Here is a 19,673-nt window from a genome sequence, read left to right as displayed (position 1 = left end):
GCTCAGCGCCCGGAGACGTAGGCGGTGAGGTCCGTCGTGGTGATGATACCGACGACGCCCTCCTCGTCGTCGACGACCGGGACGTGGTGGAAGCGGTTGTCGATCATCGTGTCCGCGACGCTCGTGATGGGGTCGTTCGCCGTCGTCGTGACGACGTCGGTCGACATGTACTCCTCGACGCGTACGTCGCTGGCGACGGCGTCCTCGGCGGCGAGGCGGACGAAGTCCGTCGCGGTCAAGATTCCCTCGAGGTGGCCGTCGTCGTCGACGACTACCACCGAGCCGATGTTGTGTTCTAACAGCTGTGCGGCCGCCTCCCCGAGGGTCGCGTTCGGTCTGACGGTCTCGACGGGCGCGGACATGAGTCGGCCGACGAAGATATCCTCCATATCACCCCGCTCTCGGGCCCGGCTGATAAGAATTGGCACGCCGGAAGGGAGGGGGCTCGCACAGCGACGCCGGCTCGACTCGCCGTCCGGCGCTCTCACGACGTCTCGCGTCCGCGTTCGGCCCGCCGACCGCTCACGCCCCGACCACGAGCGGAATCGGGGTGAACGAGAGCACGCCGAGCACGAGCGTGAGGAGTCCGAGCGCCCAGCGACCCTTCCCCACGGGTGACCTGTCGAGCGGCGTCACGCCGCTGACCCGGCCGAAGATGAGGGCGATGAAGCCCCACAACACCCAGATGCCCACCGCCTGCCCTCCCTCGAACACGTAGAGGTAGCCCGCGAGGCCGAACAGCGCGACGGGGACGAGCTGTTGGACCCTGGAGAGCGCGTCGCCGACGAGCGCGCGGGTGACGTGCGCGCCGTCGAGTTGGCCCACCGGGAGGAGGTTGAGGAAGGTGACGAACGCGCCGACCCACCCGCCGACGACGACGGGGTTGACCACCACTCCCGGCTCCGCGTACGAGAGGGGTTGACCGACCGCCCACGCCACCAGCTGGATGAGCGGCGGATAGCCGAGTTGGACCTGCGTCGCGGCCGTCGCCGCCGCACCCCCGCCGACCATCGAAGCGGTCTGGATCGGCGGCAGTGACACGCCCACGGCCGTGACGACGACGGTCGCGACCAGTCCGGCGAGCGGGCCGGCGACGCCGATGTCGAACAGCGCGCGACGGCTGGGGATGTGGTCGTTCATCCGGATGACCGCGCCGAGCGTCCCGAGCAGCGTGGGAACGGGGATGAAGTAGGGGAGCGACGCCTCAACGTCGTGGTATCGGCTCATGACGTAGTGGCCGAGTTCGTGTATCGCGAGCACGCCGAGGACCGACGCGGCGAACGGCCACGCCTCGACAGCCCGGAGCGGCGTCTCGGTTATCGGGATGCCGTACCAGCCTGCCCCCGCCAGCAGCGTCGTGACGACAGTGGCGACGAACAGGGCGACGTTCGTCCACGGGACGCCGTCGACGCCGGGAGAGCGCCTCTCGGCGACGAGGACGTGCTCGCCCAGCGTCCGCTCGACGCGGACGCGGTAGCCGCGCTCGCGGAAGGCCGGGGCGAGTCGCTGGACCACGGCCTCCTGTGGGGCCAGCGGCTCGCCGTAGTATCTGATCTCGTCGTCGTCGACGCTCACTTCGTAGACGTGGAAGTAGTCGGTGAACGCCTCCGGGGCGGGCGCGTTCGCCGGCAGCGTCTCCATCACGCGCGCTAGGGACCGCGCAGGTATAGGGGTTGTCGTCGGATGTGACGCCCTCGCTCCAGGGTCGAACCCTTTTACGCCCCTCCCCCTCTGTATGGGGTATGAAGCGGCTGCTCTCGAGTATCGGCATCGGTGCGGCGACCGTCGATACGGTCCTTTCGCAGGCGGCTGTCCGCCCCGGCGAGCAGGTCGAACTCGCCGTCGACCTCGCCGGCGGCGACGTCGCCCAGCGCATCGACGGGCTCTACTTCACCCTGAAGGCCGAGTCCGGCGGTGACGAGTGGGTCGTCGACCGGTACAGCTTCGACGGCTCGTTCGTCATCGAACCCGGCGAGGAGCGGACCGAGCCGGTGAGCATCTTCGTCCCGTCGTGGACGCCGATCACGCGCGGCGGTCCGCGGGTCTGGCTGGAGACGGGCTTGGAGATCGACTGGGCCGTCGACCCGACCGACACCGACGACGTCGTGGTCGAACCCGGCTCGTACGTCGCGGCGCTATTCGAGGCCGCCGCCGACCTCGGCTTCGAGTTCGCCTCCTCGACGATGGAGGAGACGCCGTGGCTCGACGACCGGCCGTTCGCTCAGCGTCTCGTCTTCACGCCGGGAGAACGCTTCGAGCGCCAGGTGGAGGCGCTCGTCCTCACGACCATCCCGCGCGACGACGACCTCCGACTCTACATCCAGGTGGACACGCGCGACCAGGTCGCCGACGCGGTCGGCCAGGACTTCAACGAGCAGGAACTGTCGGTGACGGTCACCTACGCCAACCCGGAGATGATCGCCCGCCGAATCACCTCGACCATCGACGAGTTCACGTAGTTCGAAGTATCTCCATCGAACCTTCGATTCGAAGGTTTTCTCTCCGCTCGACCGAACTTCGTGAACAGCAACTGCATTGAGTCACGCGCGCGTATCTCTTCGTGCAGTCTGGGAGTTCGACGCAACAGAGGTGAAGACACGTGACAACGACAACGAACGCACGAATCGTGACCGTCGTCCTCGCCGCGCTCGCGGTCGTCGTCCTCCTGCCGCTCCTGTTCGTGGGCGGTGGGATGATGGGGACGGGTCCGATGGGCTCGGGGCCGATGGGTTTCGGCCCGATGATGGGCGGCCAGGGGGGGATGTGGACCGCCGGGACGGCACCCGGCTGGCTACTCGTCGTCAACGTCGTGCTGCGACTGGCGTTCCTCGCGCTCGTCGCCGTCGGGGGGTACCTGCTCTACCGAGCGCTGACCCGCGACGCCGACGAGGACGACGCGCTCGCCGAGTTGCGGCTGGCGTACGCCCGCGGTGACCTCGACGACGACGAGTACGAACGACGACGCGAGGTGCTCGAGCGCGAGTGACCGCGTGACGGTCGTTCGGGGCCGTCTGCGGCGACCCCCGTCCGCTCACGGGACCCACCGTGTCCCCCTCCTCGTCGCCCACTGTGAGTAATGTCACCATTTATCATTGAGGAGCGACAATAGAGTCGACCATGAGCAGTGAGACCTCCGAGGCCGACACGGTGGCGCTCGAACAACCCGGAATCGCCGAACTCGGGCTTCCCATCTCGGCGAAGGTCGTGCTCGCCTCGATGGCCGGCGGGTTGGTCGGGACGGTGTTGATGCTCCCCGTGCTGGTGGGGATTCCACAGGCACTGGGGCTCTTTCGGACCGAACCGATCACCCAGTTCGCCGGCTTCGCGGCCTTCTTCGGCATCGAGCCGACGGCCATGCTCGGGATGGTCGTCTTCGGCCTCGGCGGGACGTTCGTCCTGCCGCTGATCTTCCTCGTCGTCGGGTCGTTCCTCCCGCCGCGCGAGCCCCGGTACCTGCGCGGGATGACGTTCGCGACGTTCTTCTGGACCGGGTTCGCCCCGGCGTTCTGGCCGGGGACGGGTGCGCTCGCCATCGGCGTCTTCCTCGTCGTCTCGCTCCTGGCCCACTGGGTGTACGGTGCGGCACTCGGCTACGTCATCCACCGGACGACCGGTATCCCTCAACACGAAGTGTAGCCCCGGCACCGCCCGCTGTCGCCCTTCTCGCCGATTCTCGTCCCCCTAGTCGTCCCGAAACCGCTAAGTATAGACCTAATGATTATTATTGAAGGTTGTGTGTTACCAATGTCCATGCTCGTCCCACACGGTTTGGCTGGACTCCTCGCACAGTCCGGGCTCGTCCCCCGCGGCACGCGGGTGTTCGTCTTCGAGCGCATCTTCGCCGTGTTCCTCGTCCTCGGCACGCTCGTCGGGGTGGTGGTCATCGGCTATATGCTGTACAACGCGTACAAGTACCGCGACGACGGGCAGGAACCGACCGACGCCGACCGGCCGGCTCTGGGTGAACTCCCGACGGGCGGCGGGAAGGGGAAGAAGCTCTTCACGTCGTTCGCCCTGAGCGCCGTCGTCGTCATCTCGCTCGTCGCCTGGACGTACGGCACGCTTCTCTACGTCGAGGAAGGCCCGTCACAGGCCGAGTCGCTGGAGATCGACGTCGAGGGGTATCAGTTCGGCTGGCGCTTCACTTACCCCAACGGACACGTCGAGGACTCGACGGCCGGCGGCGTCCTGCGCGTCCCCGAGGACCGGGCGGTCCGGTTGCGCGTGACCTCCGCCGACGTCTTCCACAACTTCGGCATCCCCGAGCAGAAGGTCAAGACCGACGCCATCCCCGGACAGACCTCCGAGACCTGGTTCCAGGCCGAGGAGACGGGCACGTACACGGCAAACTGTTACGAACTCTGCGGGGCCGGCCACTCGTACATGACCGCCCAGGTGGTCGTGATGGAACCGGACGAGTACCGCGAGTGGTACGAGAATCTCAACGAGAGCGCATCATGAGTGAACACGAACCCGACGCGAACACGGACGACAGAAAAGCGACAGACGGTGGACAGACCGACGGCGGCACCGTGAGCGGGGGCGGCGAACTCGCGGTGCCCGGGGCCGAGGCGGGCCACGACGACGCACACGACCACGAGTTCCCGGGAACCCACTCGATAAAACGGTGGCTCGTCACGACCAACCACAAGGACATCGGCATCCTCTACGTGGTCACCTCGCTGTTCTTCCTCGTCCTGGGAGGGGTTCTCGCGTGGCTGATGCGTATCCAGCTGTGGGCACCCCGGGCGGCGACCGAGACCGTCATCAGCGCGGGCGCGTACAACCAGGCGGTCTCGGCGCACGGCCTGCTGATGGTCTTCTGGTTCCTCTCCCCGTTCGCCTTCGGCTTCGCGAACTACGTCGTTCCGCTACAGATCGGCGCGAAGGACCTCGCGTTCCCCCGGCTGAACGCGCTCAGCTACTGGCTCTATCTCGCCTCGGGGCTCCTCTTCATGGTCTCGTTCTTCCAGGGCGGCACCTTCGCGGGCGGGTGGACGATGTACGCGCCGCTCAACGTCCCGACGTTCACCCCCGACGTGGGCGCATCGACGGCAGTGCTGGCGCTCACGCTCTTCGTCGCGAGCGTCACCGTCTCGTCGGTGAACTTCCTGACGACCATGCACCGCATGCGGGCGAAGGGGCTGACCCTCCGGAACCTCCCGCTCTTCACGTGGTCTATTCTCCTGACCGTCTGGATGATGCTCTTCGCCTTCGCCGCCTTGCTCGCGGCGCTCGTCATCCTCTCGTCGGACCGACTGCTGGGAACGACCTACTTCGCCATGGAGTCGCCCGCGGGCTCGCTCCTGTGGACGCACCTGTTCTGGTTCTTCGGACATCCGGAGGTGTACATCGTCTTCTTCCCGGCGCTGGGCGTGATGGCCGAGTGTTTCCAGACCTTCACGGGGAGACGCATCGTCGGCCGCAAGTGGTTCATCGCGGCGATGGTGCTCGTGGCCCTGCAGTCGTTCGTCGTCTGGATGCACCACATGTTCCTCACGACGATCAACCTCCAGATCAAGACGCTCTTCATGATCACCACCATCGGCATCTCGCTCCCGTTCGACCTGATGGTGTTCGCGCTCATCTACACCATGCTCAAGGGGCGGATTCGCTTCACCACTCCCTTCCTGTTCTCGTTCGGTGCCCTGCTGTTGTTCATCATCGGCGGCATCACCGGCGTCTTCCTCGGTGCCGTGGTGCTCGACTACGAGTTCAGAGGCACGTACTGGGTGGTCGCGCACTTCCACTACGTGATGGTCGGCGGCATCACGGCACTCGTCGGTGGCCTGTACTACTGGTTCCCGAAGATGACGGGACGGATGTACGACGAGTTCCTGGGGAAACTTCACTTCGGCGTCTACTTCGTCGGGTTCAACCTCCTGTACTTCCCGCTGTTCGTCGCGTGGGAAACCCCCAGACGGGTGTTCGACTACGCACCCGGTCTCGAACCGTGGCACAAGGTCGCGACCGTCGGGGCGTTCGTCCTCGGCCTGTCGTTCCTCATCATGTTCTACAACCTGGGCAAGAGCGCGTTCTCGGGCGAACCGGCCGACGGTAACCCCTGGGAGTACGCCACGACGGCCGAGTGGGCCGTCTCCTCGCCGCCCATCCTGGAGAACTTCCCCGGGATGCCCACGTACGAGAACGGGAAACTGGAGTTCCTGCGGTCTTCCTCCTCGTCCGGGGCGGGCGCACAGACCGACGGCGGACTCGCCGCAGGAGCGAGCTCGGCGCTGATTCCCGTCCGCGAGGTCGAGACCGCCGAGGACGACTTCCACGCGGACCACGCGAGCGTCTGGCCGCTCGTCCTCAGCGTGGGGCTGTTCTTCCTCTTCCTCGGGCTCTCCGGCGTCCAGGACGCCTCGTTCGGCGAGGGAATGATGGCGAACGTCTACATGGCCTCGGCGGCCCTCGGCGGCGCCCTCACCGTCGGCTCGTTGCTCTCGTGGGGGCTCGAACCCTTCACGGCGTTCCCCGGCGGTGAAGGGGAGGCGTGGCCGTTCGACGGCGTCGAGAACGGCAAGGTCGGGATGTGGATATTCCTGGCCAGCGACGTCGTCCTCTTCGGCGGCTTCATCGGCGCGTACGTCTTCACCCGGGTGGCCTTCGGCTGGACCGCCTGGGAACCGGTCCCCACCAACCCCATCCCGGGGCTGATGAACACCTACCTCCTGTTGACGAGCAGTTTCACGGTCGTCCTCGCGCTCGTCGCCGCGGAGAAGAAACACCGGTGGGGGGTCGTCGCGAGCCTCGTGACGACGTTCCTCCTCGGCGTGGGCTTCCTCGTCAACAAGGGCATCGAGTGGAACCACCTGTTCCACGAGGGGTTGTGGCTGTCGACGAACGCCCGCACGTCGACGTTCTTCCTCACGACGGGGCTGCACGCGGCGCACGTCGTCGTCGGCCTGTTCATCGCCCTCTTCCTCGTCGCCCGCGCCTGGCGGGGCGCGTACCTGGAGGACAACCGCTCGCTGGAGTACTTCGGCCTCTACTGGCACTTCGTCGACATCGTCTGGCTGTTCTTGTTCCCGCTCTTCTACATCCTGTGAGGTGACCACACAATGACATCAACCAAACTGTACACGGTGATATTCGCGGTGTTGTTCGTCTCGGCGACGGTACAGGTCCTCGTCGAGTTCGCCGGCCTCGCCTACTGGACGGCGTTCGGTCTCATCATGGTGCTGTCGGCCGTGAAGGCCGTCATCGTCGCGGCGTACTTCCAGCACCTGCGGTGGGAGCCCCGTTCGATTACCTACCTCGTCGGCATCGGCCTCGCGGCGGCGCTGGCGCTCACGCTCGCCGCGTCGTACTCCATTCTCTGACGCGCGAGTCGTCCGCGCGCCGTCTTGCCGACGCGGTCCTGTCCCGCCCGAACCACAGCACCGACCGGCGCAATCAGTCGACGCTGGACGACACGACGCTCGAACACACACCCCGACCGGCGCAATCAGTCGTCGCTGGGCTGCCCGCGCCTGCGGGCAGTCGACCCCGCTACGACCTCCGCTCCGACGAACCGGTCGTGCCGGTACTGGCACGGCTCACAGAAGAACTGCGCGAGACCAGCCGGTTGTGTCCCGCTGAACAGCATCTCGGTACCACACGAGGGACAGTCCTCCGGGGCGATTTCCGAAGGACGCTCAGGAACAATCATTATAGACTCTGTAGGGTAGCCGTTGCCCTGGGGACACATAACGGTTTCCGATTGTGCAAAACCCGCTCCGACGGACGGCGCTTACGCGTCGATGAGTCGGTCGTACCGGTAGTCACACACCTCACAGAAGAACTGCGCGAGGCCCGCTGGCTGCGTTCCGCTGAACAGCATCTCGGTGTCGCACGAGGGACAGTACTCCGCAGAGACCGACGAGGGACGTTCGAGTGTAACCATCAAATATGCTACCGTGTCACACTTCATCTAGTCACGTATAAACGTTCGCCCTACTGGAAAAAATAGTCGACGCGGACGTCCGTGTGTTCGACGGGCCCAGGCAGGAACGGCCTACCGGTCGATGAGCGTGTCGTGTCGGTAGTCGCACACCTCACAGAAGAACTGCGCGAGACCAGCCGGTTGGGTACCACTGAACAGCATCTCCGTGTCACAGGACGGGCAGTGTTTGGGGGGGATTCCCGCAGGCCGTTCTAACTTCATGTGTGGTATCGTCTTGCAAGTTCGTATATTAAATTCTATCCATCTCGCGTAGTATTATCTCACTGGAGTATAGATTTTGAACTGAAACGTTCTCGGGAAAACGTGTGTTCGGTCGGCTCGTGCTCCGGGCGAGGATTGAAACCGTCTGCGCACGACGCGGCGGTATGGACGAGACGGTCGAGGCGGCCGAGTCGACGTCTGGCGGCCGAGCGGGACTGGACCGCACCGCGCTCGGCTACGCCCTCCTGTTCTCGGTTCCGGTCTGGGTCGGCATCACGGTGATGATGCTGAAGGTGACGGGTGGCCGACCCCTCGCGCTCGTCCTCGCGCCGGGGCTCGTGGTCGGTGGCGCGGTCTTCGCGTTCGTCGTCCTCGCCACGCGCGGCGGGTACGCGACGGAGTGAACGGGACCGCGCCGAACGTTTATTATGGCTCATGGTATCATTTACCATATGGCCGAGACCGTCTTCGTCCCGCTCGTCGGCGCGACAGCGGGGGCAATCGGGCTGGTGACCGTCCTCTTCGCGCTGTACAGTCGGCGCCGCCCCGCCGTGATGCGAGGTCCGCTCGCTGCCGGCGTCGCCATCCTCACCATCGTCGCCGGCGTGGGCGTCCTCCTGGTCGGCGAGGCGGCCCACGGTGCCGGGATGCTCGTCTACGTGGGCGGCGTCGTCGCGCTCGTCGGCGTCGCTCTCCTCACCGGCATCGTCGCGATGGTCCCCCACCCCGACGGTGAGGTGGAGTCCGCTCACTGACGAGCGTCCGTCGGTCCGTTCTCTCGCACCTCGGTGACCCCCTCGTTCGAACGCTCACCCGGCGATGCTGAACGCCACGATCGAGGAGATGACGAACGCCGCGTAGAGCGCACCCAGCGCGAACAGCACCTTCAGGTGGTAGATGAACAGGTCGTCCGACTCCTCGTCACGCACGCGCTCGTAGGCCTCGCGCTCGCGCGCCGCCGCCCGGTCGGGGTGGGCTTCGACGACGTGCAGTACCTGAAAGCGTTCGCGGCGGAACGGCCGCTCGCAGTACGGACAGGTCGCTTTGGGGGTCTCCCCGTCCGGAACGGCGGTCTCGGGATGGACGCGTCGGGACGTGGTCATGGGTGTCTCTCGTGATGTCAGGTGACGGGTGCGGTGAACGGCTGGGCGACGATCCAGAGGCTCGTCATCGTGTAGACGACCATCACGACGACGAACGGGTACTGACTGCGGATGGGCTGGAGGCGTCCCGAGAAGAGTTCGAACGCGCGAGCGTGCGCGACCCAGACGGCCAGCAGGTGTCCGGCGACGACGAAGCCCAGTTGGAGGCTCCCGAACCACCCCGGCAGCGAGAGGAGCGGGACGCTCACGGGGGCCGCCAGGGGTGCGCTGAGAAGCGTCCCGAGCGCCGGCGCGAGCGAGAGGAAGTACCCGAGGAAGTGCGCGACGTGGTAGCCCGCGGCGATGGGGACGAGCGCGGGGGCGAACCAGCCGGCGACGAATCGGGTGGTGACGTACGTCTCGGCGGTCTGGCTCACGAACCGCGTCGAGACCCGATAGACGGACAGGAAGAGCCCGAAACCGACGACGGCAGTGACGAGGTGGGTGAGAAGCGGCGGCACCACGACCGAGAGCGCGCGCACGACGCCGTTCCACGCGGGCGTCGAGACGAGGCCGTCGTACGTCGTCACCCAGAGGAGCGCGACGACGAACGCGACGTCGTCGCGTCCCATCGCACCCGGGTATCGGACGAGTGCGGTCCCCGGGAGCGACAGCGTCGCGTCGGTGGCCCCGTCCTCGCGTCGCCCCGTCGACGGTGTCGGCTCCGTCGATGCTTCGACCGTGTCGCGCCCGCCCGCCCCCTCCTGCTCGCCGACCGCGACGCCACCGTCGTGTCTCGGTTGCGGGGACGCGCGAGCGGCCGGCGGCACGTCGAACCCTGCGCGTCGGAGCGGTGCCATGAGGCCGTAGAGTCGGAACACGCGTGCGATGGGGTCGACGCGGTCGAACCACGCGCCGCCGTACAGGGCAGTCCCGGCGAGCGTGACGACGGTGTAGCCGGCGACGACGGCGACGAGCGTCGTCGGACGTTCGCCGACGGGGCTGACGACTTCGAGCCAGACCAGCGCGAGGAGGCCGGCGACGCTCGGCCACGCCCCCACCGACGCCGGAAGCGTCCGTGTCCCGGAAGCGCCCCCCAGGACCGACCCGCGCAGCCGTTCGAGGAGCGACGAGAGCGTTCGCCAGGGGTTCAACAGCGGCCAGCTGTCGGCGACGAGGTACGTCGACATGGTGTAGCCGGCCCACCAGCCGACCCAGACCGTGAGGACCGCGAGGTTCAACAGCGGGTCCCGGGGGCCGAGGAGGCCGACGACGAGGACGACGAGCAGGCCGCCGACGCCGACGCCTCGAACGACGGGCACGAGCGAGCGAAGTCCCCCCACGGGGAGCGCGAGTCGCCGGTCGTTGACCTCCCGGATGGTCTCGTGGTCGGTCACGAGCGTCGCGAAGAGGAAGGAGGCGGCGACGACGCCCCCGCCGGTGACGAGGACGAGCCAGAACGGGGCCTGCGCGGAGCGGAGCGCGCCGCTGAGCGACCCCGCGTGTGCCAGTGCCGGCCGGGCGAAGCCGGCACAGAGCACGAGGCACCCGACGAGGACGCCGACGGTGCGTGCGTGGACGGTGCGTCGAACTGCTGTCATCGGTCGAGTGGAACGGTGTTCACGACGCGTCACCGAGGGTCGGCCGGAGGGTGAGCAGGAGGACGCTCCCGACGAAGACGGCCGTCGAGAGGTCCACCGAGAGCGTCGACAGCGCGGCGAAGCCGGCGGCCCCGCCGGCGAGACCAGCCGAGAGCGACCCCACGATGGGCAGCGTACAGCTCAGACACGACCCGAGGCCGAGGACGCCCGAGACGACGGCACCGGTGAGGTCACAGAGAGCGGCGTACACCAGATACGACAGCGCGAGGTAGCCGATGACGCGGAAGGGGACGAGGTTCACCGTCAGCACCGACCCGGCGTAGCCGACCCGCGGACCCCACCCCGGCGTGGTCATCGCCACCTGGAGGCCGTGGACGTGCGCGTGGCTGTGACCGTGTCCCGTCGCGCCGACGAGGCCCGCGAAGTCGACGCTCACGAGCCCCGCGAGGACGGCGAGCACGAGGAAGTAGCCGGCCGCGAGGAGGCCGGCGGCGACCTGTACGCGGCGACTCGTGGGTCGAGGCGTGACGTGGACGACACCCACCACGCCCGCGTTGATCCAGACGAACGGGTAGAGGACGTATCGAAGCGACTGCACGTCGGTGTTCGAGAGCAGCAGGTAGCCGCCGAGGCCGACGGTCTCGACGGTGACGAGAAGCGTGAGCCACCACAGCTCGGGTCGACGAAGCCAGTCTCCCCCCGTAGAGACGCGCGTCTGGTGTCGCATCTCGGGCGGCTCAGAACAGCCCCATGAGTTTGACGACGACGATCAGGATGAACGCGAGCCCGAGGACCCACGACCCGAGCGCGGCGGCGGCGGCGTTCCCGAGGCCGCGCCCCTTCGCCGCGATGAACGTCCCGAAGAAGAGGTAGCCGACGGCCACCAGTCCGCCGCCGACCAGGAGGACCAAGCCACCCAACTGGACCGCGGACTCGGAGACGCCGCCACCGACGAACGCGACTGTCGCCCCGCCGAAGACGGCGACCGCCGCGACGAACGCGAGCACCCACACGGTCGGGTTCTCCGCCAACGCGGTCACGCTCGACCGCCCCCGCTCCGGGGCCGCCCCGAGCGGTGCGGGCGTGTACTGTCGCCACCCGCGGCCGCTCAGGAACACGACCGTCGCGACGAGTACCACCCCGGTCAGGACGCTGATGAGGACCATCGATTGTGCCATGTAAACAACCCTCTATAACGATTGATTATTCAATACCAGGATATAAATCGTTCGGCGAAGGCGCGCCGACGCCGTCCTCGACTGACGATGCAGCCGTCCCCGCGTCGGTGGCGTGGTCTCCCCTGTCTCCGTCGCGACACCGTACGGCCGCGCGTGAGGTGTACTGGAGCATATATATGCGCGGCACTCGTACCCACGGCACTGTGCACGCGGAACGCCCTGGCTCCGGTGACGCGCGGCCGCACGGAGCGCTACGATGAGTGTTGCGACGACCCGCTCGCTCCTCGACGTGCTCACGGACCTCTTCTTCGTCTTCGACGCGGACAGCCGGCTCGTCGAGTGGAACGAGGCCGCCGTCGAGGTAACCGGATACACCGACGCCGAACTCCGTTCGATGACACCGGCCGAGTTCTTCGAGGGAACCGACGTCGAGGCCGTCGAGCGTGCGATTCAGGAGGTTCTCGAGACGGGCGAGGCGACCGTCGAAGCGGCGCTCCTCACTGCCGACGGCGAACGGATCCCCTACGAGTTCAGCGTGTCGAAGCTGACGGACGAGCGGGGCGTCCCCATCGGGTTCGCGGGAATCGGTCGCGACTTCACCGAGGAACGACGAGAGCGCGAGCGGCTGCACCGCCGCGAGCAGACGCTGCGTGCGATGCACGAGATCATCGCCGACCGCGACTGCCCCTTCACCGAGCAGGTCGAGGCGCTGCTCGAACTCGGACGCGCGGTCCTCGGGGCCGAGTACGGGACGCTCTCGCGGATTCGTGGCGAGGCGTACCACTTCGAGGTGGTGAGTGCGGACGACGACGCCATCGAGGCCGGCGACGTCGTCCCCGTCTCCGCGACGAACTGCGAACTCGTCGCCACGAGGGCCGAGACGCTCGTCGCCAGCGACGTCGCCCGTGACGTCCCCGGCGGGGCCGAGCGGGCCGGTTACACGGAGTGGGGAATCAGTCGGTATCTGGGCGCGCCCGTCTTCGTCGACGACGAGGTGTACGGGACGCTCTGTGTGTACGGGACGACGCCCGACAGCGTACAGTTCTCCGAGTGGGAGGTGACACTTATCGACCTGATGAGCCGGTGGGTCAGCTACGAACTCCAGCGGCAGTCGGCCAGTGAGCGCCTCCAGCGACAGAACGAGACACTGGACCGGTTCGCGTCGATGGTCTCTCACGACCTTCGCAACCCGCTGAACGTCATGCAGGGCTCGCTCGACCTCGCCGAGGAGACGGGCGAGCCCGAACAGTTCGACCGGTGCCGCCGCGCGATCGACCGCATGGACACGCTCGTCGCCGACCTCCTCGTCCTCGCCCGCGCGGGGATGGAACTCGGCGAGACGACGGCGGTCGACCTCGGCATGCTCGCGACACGCTGTTGGGAGACGGTTCCGACGTCTCACGCCACGCTCTGCGTCGAGACGGCGGCCGTCGTTCGCGCCGACGAGACGCGTCTCCAGCAGCTGCTGGAGAACCTCTTTCGGAACGCGGTCGAGCACGGCACCACGAGCGACCAGGCCAGCGTCCCCCTCACCGTCACCGTCGGCGACCTCGACGAGGGCTTCTTCGTCGCCGACGACGGCCCCGGCGTTCCGCCCGACGAACGCGACCACGTGTTCGAGAGCGGCTACTCGTCACGGCGTGAGGGGACGGGGCTCGGCCTCGACATCGTCGAGCGCATCGCCACCGTCCACGGCTGGGACGTGACGCTCACCGACAGCGCCGACGGCGGTGCCCGGTTCGAGTTCACCGGTGTGACTCGCGCCACGGGCGGGTGACTCGGCTCGCTCGCGGTTTCGGGTTCGTCACGAGCGGACGTCGACGCCCGTGAACTCGAAGCGCGCACCTCCCGTGTCGCTCTCCGTCGCCGTGACCGTCCACCCGTGGGCTTCGACGATACGGCGGACGATGGTCAGCCCGAATCCCGTCCCCCCGGCCGACGACTCGTGTCCCGGCTCGAACACGGTCGCACGCTCCGCTGTGGGGATGCTGGGGCCGTCGTCGGCGACGTAGATGCCGTCGTCACCCAGGCGGCCGACGCGGACGGTCACGGTCGGCCCACCGTGTTCGACGCTGTTGCTGAACAGGTTCTCGAAGACGTGTCCGAGTCGGTCCCTGTCGCCGTGGAGCGTGAACTCGTCTTCGATGTCGAGGGTCGCCTCCGCCACGTCCACCGTCCCCCAGCACCTCTCAGACGCTCGTTTCCAGGTGGTCCGCTCGTGGCCGACCGAAAAACGCCGCGGCAGCGTCGTTGACGTACGGACACACGAAGTCCGTGTCCAGCGCGACGACCCCGTCCCTGACGCGTTCGAGCGCGTCAGGCGTGCGAGGACCTGTCCGGACGAGTCCTCTCCACTCGTATCGTGCGTTGTTCACACGCGATGATAACGTTCGGTGAACCCGAATGACACGACCGGGGTCGTCCGGGCTCCCCGTGCGTCGTTCGTGCGTCTGACGGATGTTCAAGTACCGGTGGGCGCTACTGACGGACACGCGTTCTGGACGCGACACGACAGACGATGGGCATCCTCACACGACTCAAATCCTTCCTGTTTCCGGACTCGGCACCGGCGGTCATCGGACTGTACGGGCCGCCGAACGCCGGGAAGACGACGCTCGCGAACTGTATCGCCACCGACTGGGCCGACGTCACCGTCGGCGAGGCGAGCGAGGTCCCCCACGAGACCCAGCGCGCACAGCGCGCCGAGGGAATCGAGATCGACCACGAGGAGGGGAGCGTCACCGTCAGCGTGGTCGACACGCCTGGCGTCGCGACGGAGGTCGACCACGCCGCCTTCTTCGACCACGGCCTCGACGACGAGGCGGCACAGGCACGCGCCCGCGGTGCGACCCGTGGCATCGGCGAGTCGATGCGAACCCTCCGCGAGGAGGTCGGTGGCGTCGTCTACGTCCTCGACGCGACGCAGGACCCACGCGCCCAGGTCAACGACATGCTTCTCGGTATCGTCGAGAACCAGGGGCTCCCCGTGGTCCTGGTCGCGAACAAAGTCGACCACGCCGACGCCGACGCCGAGGCCGTGGCCGACGCGTTCCCCCGACACGACGTCGTCCCCGTCTCGGGACTCACCGGCGAGAACACCGACGCGCTCTACGCGGCACTCGCGAAGCGGTTCGGCTGAGACCGTCGCGGCCACCCCGGCCGGGTGTGTCCGGGTGTCGCTCCCCGCCGTGCAGGCGGGCGGCGACAGCCGGCTGAAACGTAGTGGACTCGTCTCCCCCCGCTCCCACCACGTTCGAACGGTGCCGACGGACGGTGATGAGATGGCGGGTTTCGCATGCACTCCGTTTAAGAGTCCGTCGCGTCGGCGACCGTGTTCTCGACGAGGGTGTGCAGACCGCGAGTGAGTCGCCGCGAGAACGACTGCCGCGAGACGTCGACGTGTGCGGCGAGTTCCGTCAGGTTCACGCGTCTGGGGACGTCGAAGTATCCCTCCTCGAACGCGAGCGTGAGCGCATCACGCTGTTTCTCGGTCAGCCCGAACCCGTTGCCGGTGTCGTCGAGTGCCGCGTACAACGCTCGTATCTCCGTGTCGACGCCTCGTTCGCCACACGCCTCGTAGAACGCCTGCACCGCGTCCCTGCTGGGGAACCGCATCCGGAGCTCCCATCCCTCGTCCGTGCCGACTGCGTCGAGGAGTCGCCCGCCGAGTTCGATCCAGCGGTGGTGGACCGAGAACTCGGCCGCGCCGTCGCTGAACCGCACGCGGTAGAGGGCGCGGCCGGACTCGACCGCCAGCTGGTGGTACTCGCGGATGGTCCAGTCGTCGTCCAGCGCTGTCTCGAACGCGTCGAGAGCGGGACCGACGACCCAGACGAGCATCTGTATCGTCCCGTCTTCGAGGAGGTTCTGCGAGTCGACCGTTAGTTCGGCCTCGGGACATCGCTCGAACGTCCCGACAAAGACGGGTGAGTGCAGGGTGAGTTCCACGATGAGCACACCGTCTGAGAGGCGACGAGACCGCTTAACCGAGTCGCCCATCTCGTCCCGCCCTTCCCCGTGACGGCAGCCTGCGGCGGCTGTTTCCCGGAGGTGGTCGGAGACGGCACCACGTCGACAAGCCTCCGCAGCCCAGCGCGAGACACAGCCGTTATGATGCCGGTGGACGGACGCCGACACGTCGTGCCCTCCACCAGCCCGCACGCGTCGCTGACGACGGAGACGCACCGGCTCCCCGACGACCGAACGCTCGCGTACGCCGTCGCCGGCGACCCGACCGGCGCTCCGGTGCTCGTCCACCACGGGACGCCCGGCTCTCGGCTGTTCGCGGCGCTTCTGGCCGACACCGCCCACGCGGTCGGCGCACGCCTCGTCGTCCCCGACCGCCCCGGCTACGGGCAGTCGTCGCCGCCACCGACCGGCTGGGACTGGGCGGACTGGCGAGCGGACTGTACGGCGCTGCTCGACGCCGAGTCGCTCGACACCGTCTCGACGCTCGGGTTCTCCGGCGGCGGGCCCTTCGCGCTCGCGGCCGCCCGAAGCGACCGGGTGACGCGGGTCGGTCTCGTCGGGACCGTCGTCCCACCGTTCGAGGGCGGCCTCGCGACGCTCGCGCGGGTGCCGTTCGCCCTCCGGCTCGTCTTCGGCGTCTCGGCCGTGCTCGCCGCCGTCGCGGGCCCGGACCTCGTCGTCGGCCAGTACACCGACCGAGACGTCACCGACGGCGTCGCCGAGGCGGTCGGCGTGGAGTTCGACGAGGCGCTCCGTCAGAGGGCGCGAGCCCCCGCCCGCGAGAACCGGCTGTTCGCGACGAACCGCGTCGCGTCGCTCCCCGACGTGTCGCTCCGTGCGTGGCACGGGACACGGGACGAGAACGCCCCGCTCGAACCTGTCGCGGAAGCCGTCCGCGCGGTGGACGGGACGCTCCGGACGCTCCCTGCCGACCACCTCGGGACCCTCCTCGACTGCCGTGTCGACGCCCTGCGGTGGCTCGTCGGCGACGAGCACGCGGCCGAGTAAGAGTCGCGATTCTCGCACGTTCGCCCGCTCGAACCTCGCTTCTCGTACCTCGCACTCCTCACACCTCGCACCTCACGACGTCGACCCGCGGTCCTCGTGGCCGTCGGCCGGCAGGGGCGTCGGAATTATATATGATATGTGTTGTCTAGTACCATATGGCCCAGATTCACACCTCGGAGGAGGTCGAACTGGGGGAACACGGCGCTCCTCTGTGCGACTGTGGGGCCGAGATGGAGCTGTTCATCTCCGGGACGCGACGGACGGGCGGGCTGTTCAGCCCGCACGTCGAGTACCGACTCTTCACCTGTCCGCAGTGTGGCGACGGCTGTCGGCTCGAGCGCGAGAAGGGCGAGACGGAGTGGCACCCGCTGACCCACTGACCGGGGCGGGTCACCCCACTGAAGCGCCGCTCGTCGAAGCACCGCTCGCCGGAGCACCTCCCGCCGGCCGTCTCGTCCTCACCGCCACACGAGCAGCGCCGCCACGAGGAGACACCCCGCGAGGCTCCCGAACGCGACGGCGTAGCCCGCGTACGTCGCGACGATACCGACGTAGGCGGGGCCGACGGCGCTCGCCGCGAGGAAGAGCGCTCGCGCCGCGCCGAGGTCCGCACCCATCCCGCCGTCGGGTGCTGCGTCCATCACGATGGCGTCCGCGAGCGGGAACTGCGTCTTGTAGCCGATGGCGAGGACGAGCGTGGTCACCCAGGTCAGGACGGTGGACTCGACGAAGACGAGCGTCACGAGCGCCAGCGCCGCCACGCCGAGTCCGGCGGCGGCGACGTCCTGCCGTCGGAAGCGATCCGAGAGGTCGCCCGCGAGGGGCTTGACACCGAATCCGACGGCGAAGACGACGGCGAACGCCACCGAGGCGAGGCTCGCGGAGAACCCCTTCGCCCCCGCGAGATACGTCGGGAAGAAGGTGATGAAGCCGCCGACCATGAAATAAAACAGGGCGTACGCGACGAGCGTCCGGCGCTGGCCGCTGGAGGCGACGAGCCGCCGGACCGTCGTCGCGAGTTCGAGGTCGGTGCGCTCGACCCGATACGGCTCGTCGGTCCACCGCACGAACAGCAGGGTCACGAGGCCGAGCGCGACGGCGATGGGAACGAACGGCGCGTGCCACGTCGCCGACGACAGGACGACCACCGCGACGCCAGAGGCGAGGAGGCCGCCGACGTCGGTGCCAGCGGCAAACACACCCAGCGCCCGCCCGCGCCGCTCGACGTAGCGGTCCGACACCAGCGCCCGCGAGGGGATGGCGAAGAGCCCCTTGCCGAGGCCGACGACGACACACGCGACGACGAAGAGGAGGTACGACGCGGCCACCCCGTAGAGGAGGAAGCCCCCGACGAGGACTCCGAGCCCAGGGACGATGAGGGTGGTCCGCGTCCACCGGTCCGAGAGCCGTCCGCTCGGATACTGTGCGACCGCGTAGACGCCCCCGAGCGCCGTGAACGCGAGCCCCGCCGTCGCCTCCGTGATTCCGAGGTCGGTGATGATGGTCGGGAGGAGCGGCGAGAGGACGAACCGACCGGCCTGGAGGACCGCCCAGCCGACAGAGAGCGTCATGAGCAGTCGGCCGGCCTGCCCACCGGTCAGGCGTTCCTCGCTCGACCTCGACGCTCGGGTGTGACGCTCCACACGCTCGCTCGGGTGGGCGGGCGTTTGAGTCTGTATATCTCCCGCTGCCGTCGGCGATAGCACTTAAAATATTTTTTCTTGTACTCTCGCGCACCCGCTCGTCGTGTTCGTCTCTGTGGACTCGGGACACGAATCGGCGTCGCGGCCACGCTTTGAGTGCCACTCTCCTCGAAGCACGTGTGACCTCTCACGTCGCCGCTCTCCTGTTGCGTCGATGGTCGATTCTAGACGCGTGACGCCCCGAATCAGCAGTTTTCTTGCCGACATGACTCACTCGCCGACGAACCGTCGGCCGCTCGCTCGAATGTGAGTTTTCCCTCCCCACGCCGCTCCGTGTTTCTTCACGATGAGGCACTGAAAACACGCTATATCGTCCCTTCTAGGTTTTGTATCCGTGCCATTGTCATAACGATGTCCACCCCGACATCCATCACGCGGCTCCCTCGACTCCACACGTTCGCTGTGCAGCCACGACCCTCCGTGGTTCGAGACAACGCGTGTCTCACGTCTCCATTTTATACAATTATTTTTATTCGTCACGTCCAGCTCGTCCGATGTTCGTCCTCCCAGCAGAACTAAGATATTACAGCAATAGCAGTGTAATTCAGACTGGTCCTTCTCGCCCCCCGACCGCCATGTCGTTCGTCGTGAGCGGCTGCTCGTCTCGCCCCCGCGGGAGAGTCGCTCGCTGACCAGGTGACTCGACAGCGTTGTACGGTGAGTACCGTCTCCAGTAGCTCAGTTAACACGAATCTTGGCGCACCTCGGTCGAAACTCGTGTTTCTCTCTAATAAAATCGGAATTGAATAGACTAGTTCGAATAAAAATGCGCCAACGCGTTCGTCTCTGTGATTCTATCGATAGAAACCCACCCCTGGACGCCGCGGTCGACTCGTCAAGACGCTGTCCGACGACCCGCTTCGGCTGGAGTGTCTCCGTTGGCTTCGCTCTCGGGATTCGGAGCTGACCGTGTCACGCACACACGTCGGCGATGCCGGTTCGTTCGCGACGTGGTCCACGACCGACACCCCCCTCGGTGTCAG

The 19,673-nt window shown here is 67.4% G+C and carries 24 protein-coding genes; 12 read left to right on the top strand and 12 right to left on the bottom strand.

All coding sequences use genetic code 11. The features are described from left to right. Positions 1–2 precede the first annotated feature (2 nt). The gene (locus E6N53_RS13075) at positions 3–389 is read right to left on the bottom strand and encodes a CBS domain-containing protein (RefSeq protein WP_142859928.1); all 387 of its coding nucleotides are present in this window, start codon (positions 387–389) and stop codon (positions 3–5) included. A gap of 133 nt (positions 390–522) precedes the next feature. Beyond that, a complete protein-coding gene (locus tag E6N53_RS13070; RefSeq protein ID WP_142859926.1) occupies positions 523–1,641 on the bottom strand; it encodes a site-2 protease family protein in 1,119 nt (372 codons plus the stop codon). 101 nt (positions 1,642–1,742) lie between these two features. On the opposite strand from E6N53_RS13070, the gene E6N53_RS13065 reads away from it, so the two are divergent. The 6 genes from E6N53_RS13065 (at position 1,743) to E6N53_RS13040 (ending at position 7,325) form a co-directional block, all read left to right on the top strand. Then, a complete protein-coding gene (locus E6N53_RS13065) occupies positions 1,743–2,459 on the top strand; it encodes a sporulation protein (protein WP_142859923.1) in 717 nt (238 codons plus the stop codon). A 140-nt stretch (positions 2,460–2,599) separates the two neighbouring features. Beyond that, entirely contained in the window at positions 2,600–2,986 is a 387-nt protein-coding gene (locus tag E6N53_RS13060; protein WP_136590536.1) for an SHOCT domain-containing protein, read from the top strand. Positions 2,987–3,117: 131 nt separating this feature from the next. Beyond that, positions 3,118–3,636, top strand: a complete 519-nt coding sequence (locus E6N53_RS13055) for a DUF6789 family protein (protein ID WP_142859921.1) — start codon at positions 3,118–3,120, stop codon at positions 3,634–3,636. A gap of 114 nt (positions 3,637–3,750) precedes the next feature. Further along, the gene (gene coxB, locus E6N53_RS13050) at positions 3,751–4,461 is read left to right on the top strand and encodes a cytochrome c oxidase subunit II (protein ID WP_142859919.1); all 711 of its coding nucleotides are present in this window, start codon (positions 3,751–3,753) and stop codon (positions 4,459–4,461) included. Further along, a complete protein-coding gene (locus tag E6N53_RS13045) occupies positions 4,458–7,052 on the top strand; it encodes a cbb3-type cytochrome c oxidase subunit I (RefSeq protein WP_142859917.1) in 2,595 nt (864 codons plus the stop codon). Before coxB ends, E6N53_RS13045 begins: the two co-directional genes overlap by 4 nt. A gap of 12 nt (positions 7,053–7,064) precedes the next feature. After that, entirely contained in the window at positions 7,065–7,325 is a 261-nt protein-coding gene (locus E6N53_RS13040) for a cytochrome C oxidase subunit IV family protein (protein ID WP_136590532.1), read from the top strand. Between the two features lie 125 nt (positions 7,326–7,450). On the opposite strand, the gene E6N53_RS21530 is transcribed toward E6N53_RS13040, so the two are convergent. The 3 genes from E6N53_RS21530 to E6N53_RS20770 all read right to left on the bottom strand — a co-directional run bounded on the left by E6N53_RS21530 (position 7,451) and on the right by E6N53_RS20770 (position 8,149). After that, positions 7,451–7,654 (bottom strand): HVO_2142 family zinc finger protein, encoded by a 204-nt coding sequence (locus E6N53_RS21530; RefSeq protein ID WP_303645102.1) that lies wholly within the window; start codon positions 7,652–7,654, stop codon positions 7,451–7,453. Between the two features lie 81 nt (positions 7,655–7,735). Continuing rightward, the gene (locus E6N53_RS13035; protein WP_142859915.1) at positions 7,736–7,915 is read right to left on the bottom strand and encodes an HVO_2142 family zinc finger protein; all 180 of its coding nucleotides are present in this window, start codon (positions 7,913–7,915) and stop codon (positions 7,736–7,738) included. Positions 7,916–7,999: 84 nt separating this feature from the next. Then, entirely contained in the window at positions 8,000–8,149 is a 150-nt protein-coding gene (locus E6N53_RS20770; RefSeq protein ID WP_161596565.1) for an HVO_2142 family zinc finger protein, read from the bottom strand. Between the two features lie 164 nt (positions 8,150–8,313). On the opposite strand from E6N53_RS20770, the gene E6N53_RS13030 reads away from it, so the two are divergent. Then, entirely contained in the window at positions 8,314–8,553 is a 240-nt protein-coding gene (locus tag E6N53_RS13030; protein WP_136590531.1) for a hypothetical protein, read from the top strand. A gap of 48 nt (positions 8,554–8,601) precedes the next feature. Next, positions 8,602–8,904 (top strand): hypothetical protein, encoded by a 303-nt coding sequence (locus tag E6N53_RS13025; RefSeq protein ID WP_236639842.1) that lies wholly within the window; start codon positions 8,602–8,604, stop codon positions 8,902–8,904. A gap of 54 nt (positions 8,905–8,958) precedes the next feature. Here the strand turns inward: E6N53_RS13025 and E6N53_RS13020 are convergent, their stop codons facing one another. The 4 genes from E6N53_RS13020 to E6N53_RS13005 are packed head-to-tail and all read right to left on the bottom strand — an operon-like array spanning position 8,959 to position 11,998. Continuing rightward, positions 8,959–9,252 (bottom strand): DUF7410 domain-containing protein, encoded by a 294-nt coding sequence (locus E6N53_RS13020; protein ID WP_142859913.1) that lies wholly within the window; start codon positions 9,250–9,252, stop codon positions 8,959–8,961. A gap of 17 nt (positions 9,253–9,269) precedes the next feature. Continuing rightward, a complete protein-coding gene (locus tag E6N53_RS13015) occupies positions 9,270–10,832 on the bottom strand; it encodes a hypothetical protein (RefSeq protein ID WP_142859911.1) in 1,563 nt (520 codons plus the stop codon). 19 nt (positions 10,833–10,851) lie between these two features. Then, positions 10,852–11,559 (bottom strand): DUF7546 family protein, encoded by a 708-nt coding sequence (locus E6N53_RS13010; RefSeq protein WP_142859909.1) that lies wholly within the window; start codon positions 11,557–11,559, stop codon positions 10,852–10,854. Between the two features lie 10 nt (positions 11,560–11,569). Then, entirely contained in the window at positions 11,570–11,998 is a 429-nt protein-coding gene (locus tag E6N53_RS13005) for a hypothetical protein (RefSeq protein WP_142859907.1), read from the bottom strand. A gap of 268 nt (positions 11,999–12,266) precedes the next feature. Between E6N53_RS13005 and E6N53_RS13000 the strand changes: the two genes are divergently transcribed. Further along, the gene (locus tag E6N53_RS13000) at positions 12,267–13,787 is read left to right on the top strand and encodes a sensor histidine kinase (RefSeq protein WP_142859905.1); all 1,521 of its coding nucleotides are present in this window, start codon (positions 12,267–12,269) and stop codon (positions 13,785–13,787) included. A 27-nt stretch (positions 13,788–13,814) separates the two neighbouring features. Here the strand turns inward: E6N53_RS13000 and E6N53_RS12995 are convergent, their stop codons facing one another. Further along, the gene (locus E6N53_RS12995) at positions 13,815–14,177 is read right to left on the bottom strand and encodes a sensor histidine kinase (RefSeq protein WP_236642361.1); all 363 of its coding nucleotides are present in this window, start codon (positions 14,175–14,177) and stop codon (positions 13,815–13,817) included. A 351-nt stretch (positions 14,178–14,528) separates the two neighbouring features. Between E6N53_RS12995 and E6N53_RS12990 the strand changes: the two genes are divergently transcribed. Next, on the top strand, positions 14,529–15,149 hold the full coding sequence (locus E6N53_RS12990; protein ID WP_142859902.1) for a GTPase: 621 nt from the start codon (positions 14,529–14,531) through the stop codon (positions 15,147–15,149). Between the two features lie 167 nt (positions 15,150–15,316). On the opposite strand, the gene E6N53_RS12985 is transcribed toward E6N53_RS12990, so the two are convergent. Beyond that, positions 15,317–15,967 (bottom strand): helix-turn-helix domain-containing protein, encoded by a 651-nt coding sequence (locus E6N53_RS12985; RefSeq protein ID WP_161596564.1) that lies wholly within the window; start codon positions 15,965–15,967, stop codon positions 15,317–15,319. 183 nt (positions 15,968–16,150) lie between these two features. Here E6N53_RS12985 and E6N53_RS12980 point away from each other — a divergent pair, with 183 nt between their 5' ends. Together E6N53_RS12980 and E6N53_RS12975 are read left to right on the top strand one after the other, a co-directional pair. Further along, positions 16,151–16,987: an alpha/beta fold hydrolase gene (locus E6N53_RS12980; protein WP_236642360.1), complete on the top strand. Its 837-nt coding sequence runs from the start codon at positions 16,151–16,153 to the stop codon at positions 16,985–16,987. Between the two features lie 155 nt (positions 16,988–17,142). Further along, entirely contained in the window at positions 17,143–17,367 is a 225-nt protein-coding gene (locus tag E6N53_RS12975) for a hypothetical protein (protein ID WP_136602993.1), read from the top strand. Positions 17,368–17,445: 78 nt separating this feature from the next. Here the strand turns inward: E6N53_RS12975 and E6N53_RS12970 are convergent, their stop codons facing one another. Next, a complete protein-coding gene (locus E6N53_RS12970; protein ID WP_142860432.1) occupies positions 17,446–18,564 on the bottom strand; it encodes an MFS transporter in 1,119 nt (372 codons plus the stop codon). Between the last annotated feature and the right edge of the window lie 1,109 nt (positions 18,565–19,673).

Origin of the sequence: Salinigranum halophilum (assembly GCF_007004735.1) — an archaeon.
In the GTDB taxonomy this organism is placed as follows: Archaea; Halobacteriota; Halobacteria; order Halobacteriales; family Haloferacaceae; genus Salinigranum; species Salinigranum halophilum.
Note: the sequence above shows the minus strand (reverse complement) of the source record. Positions and strands in the feature narration are given on the sequence as shown.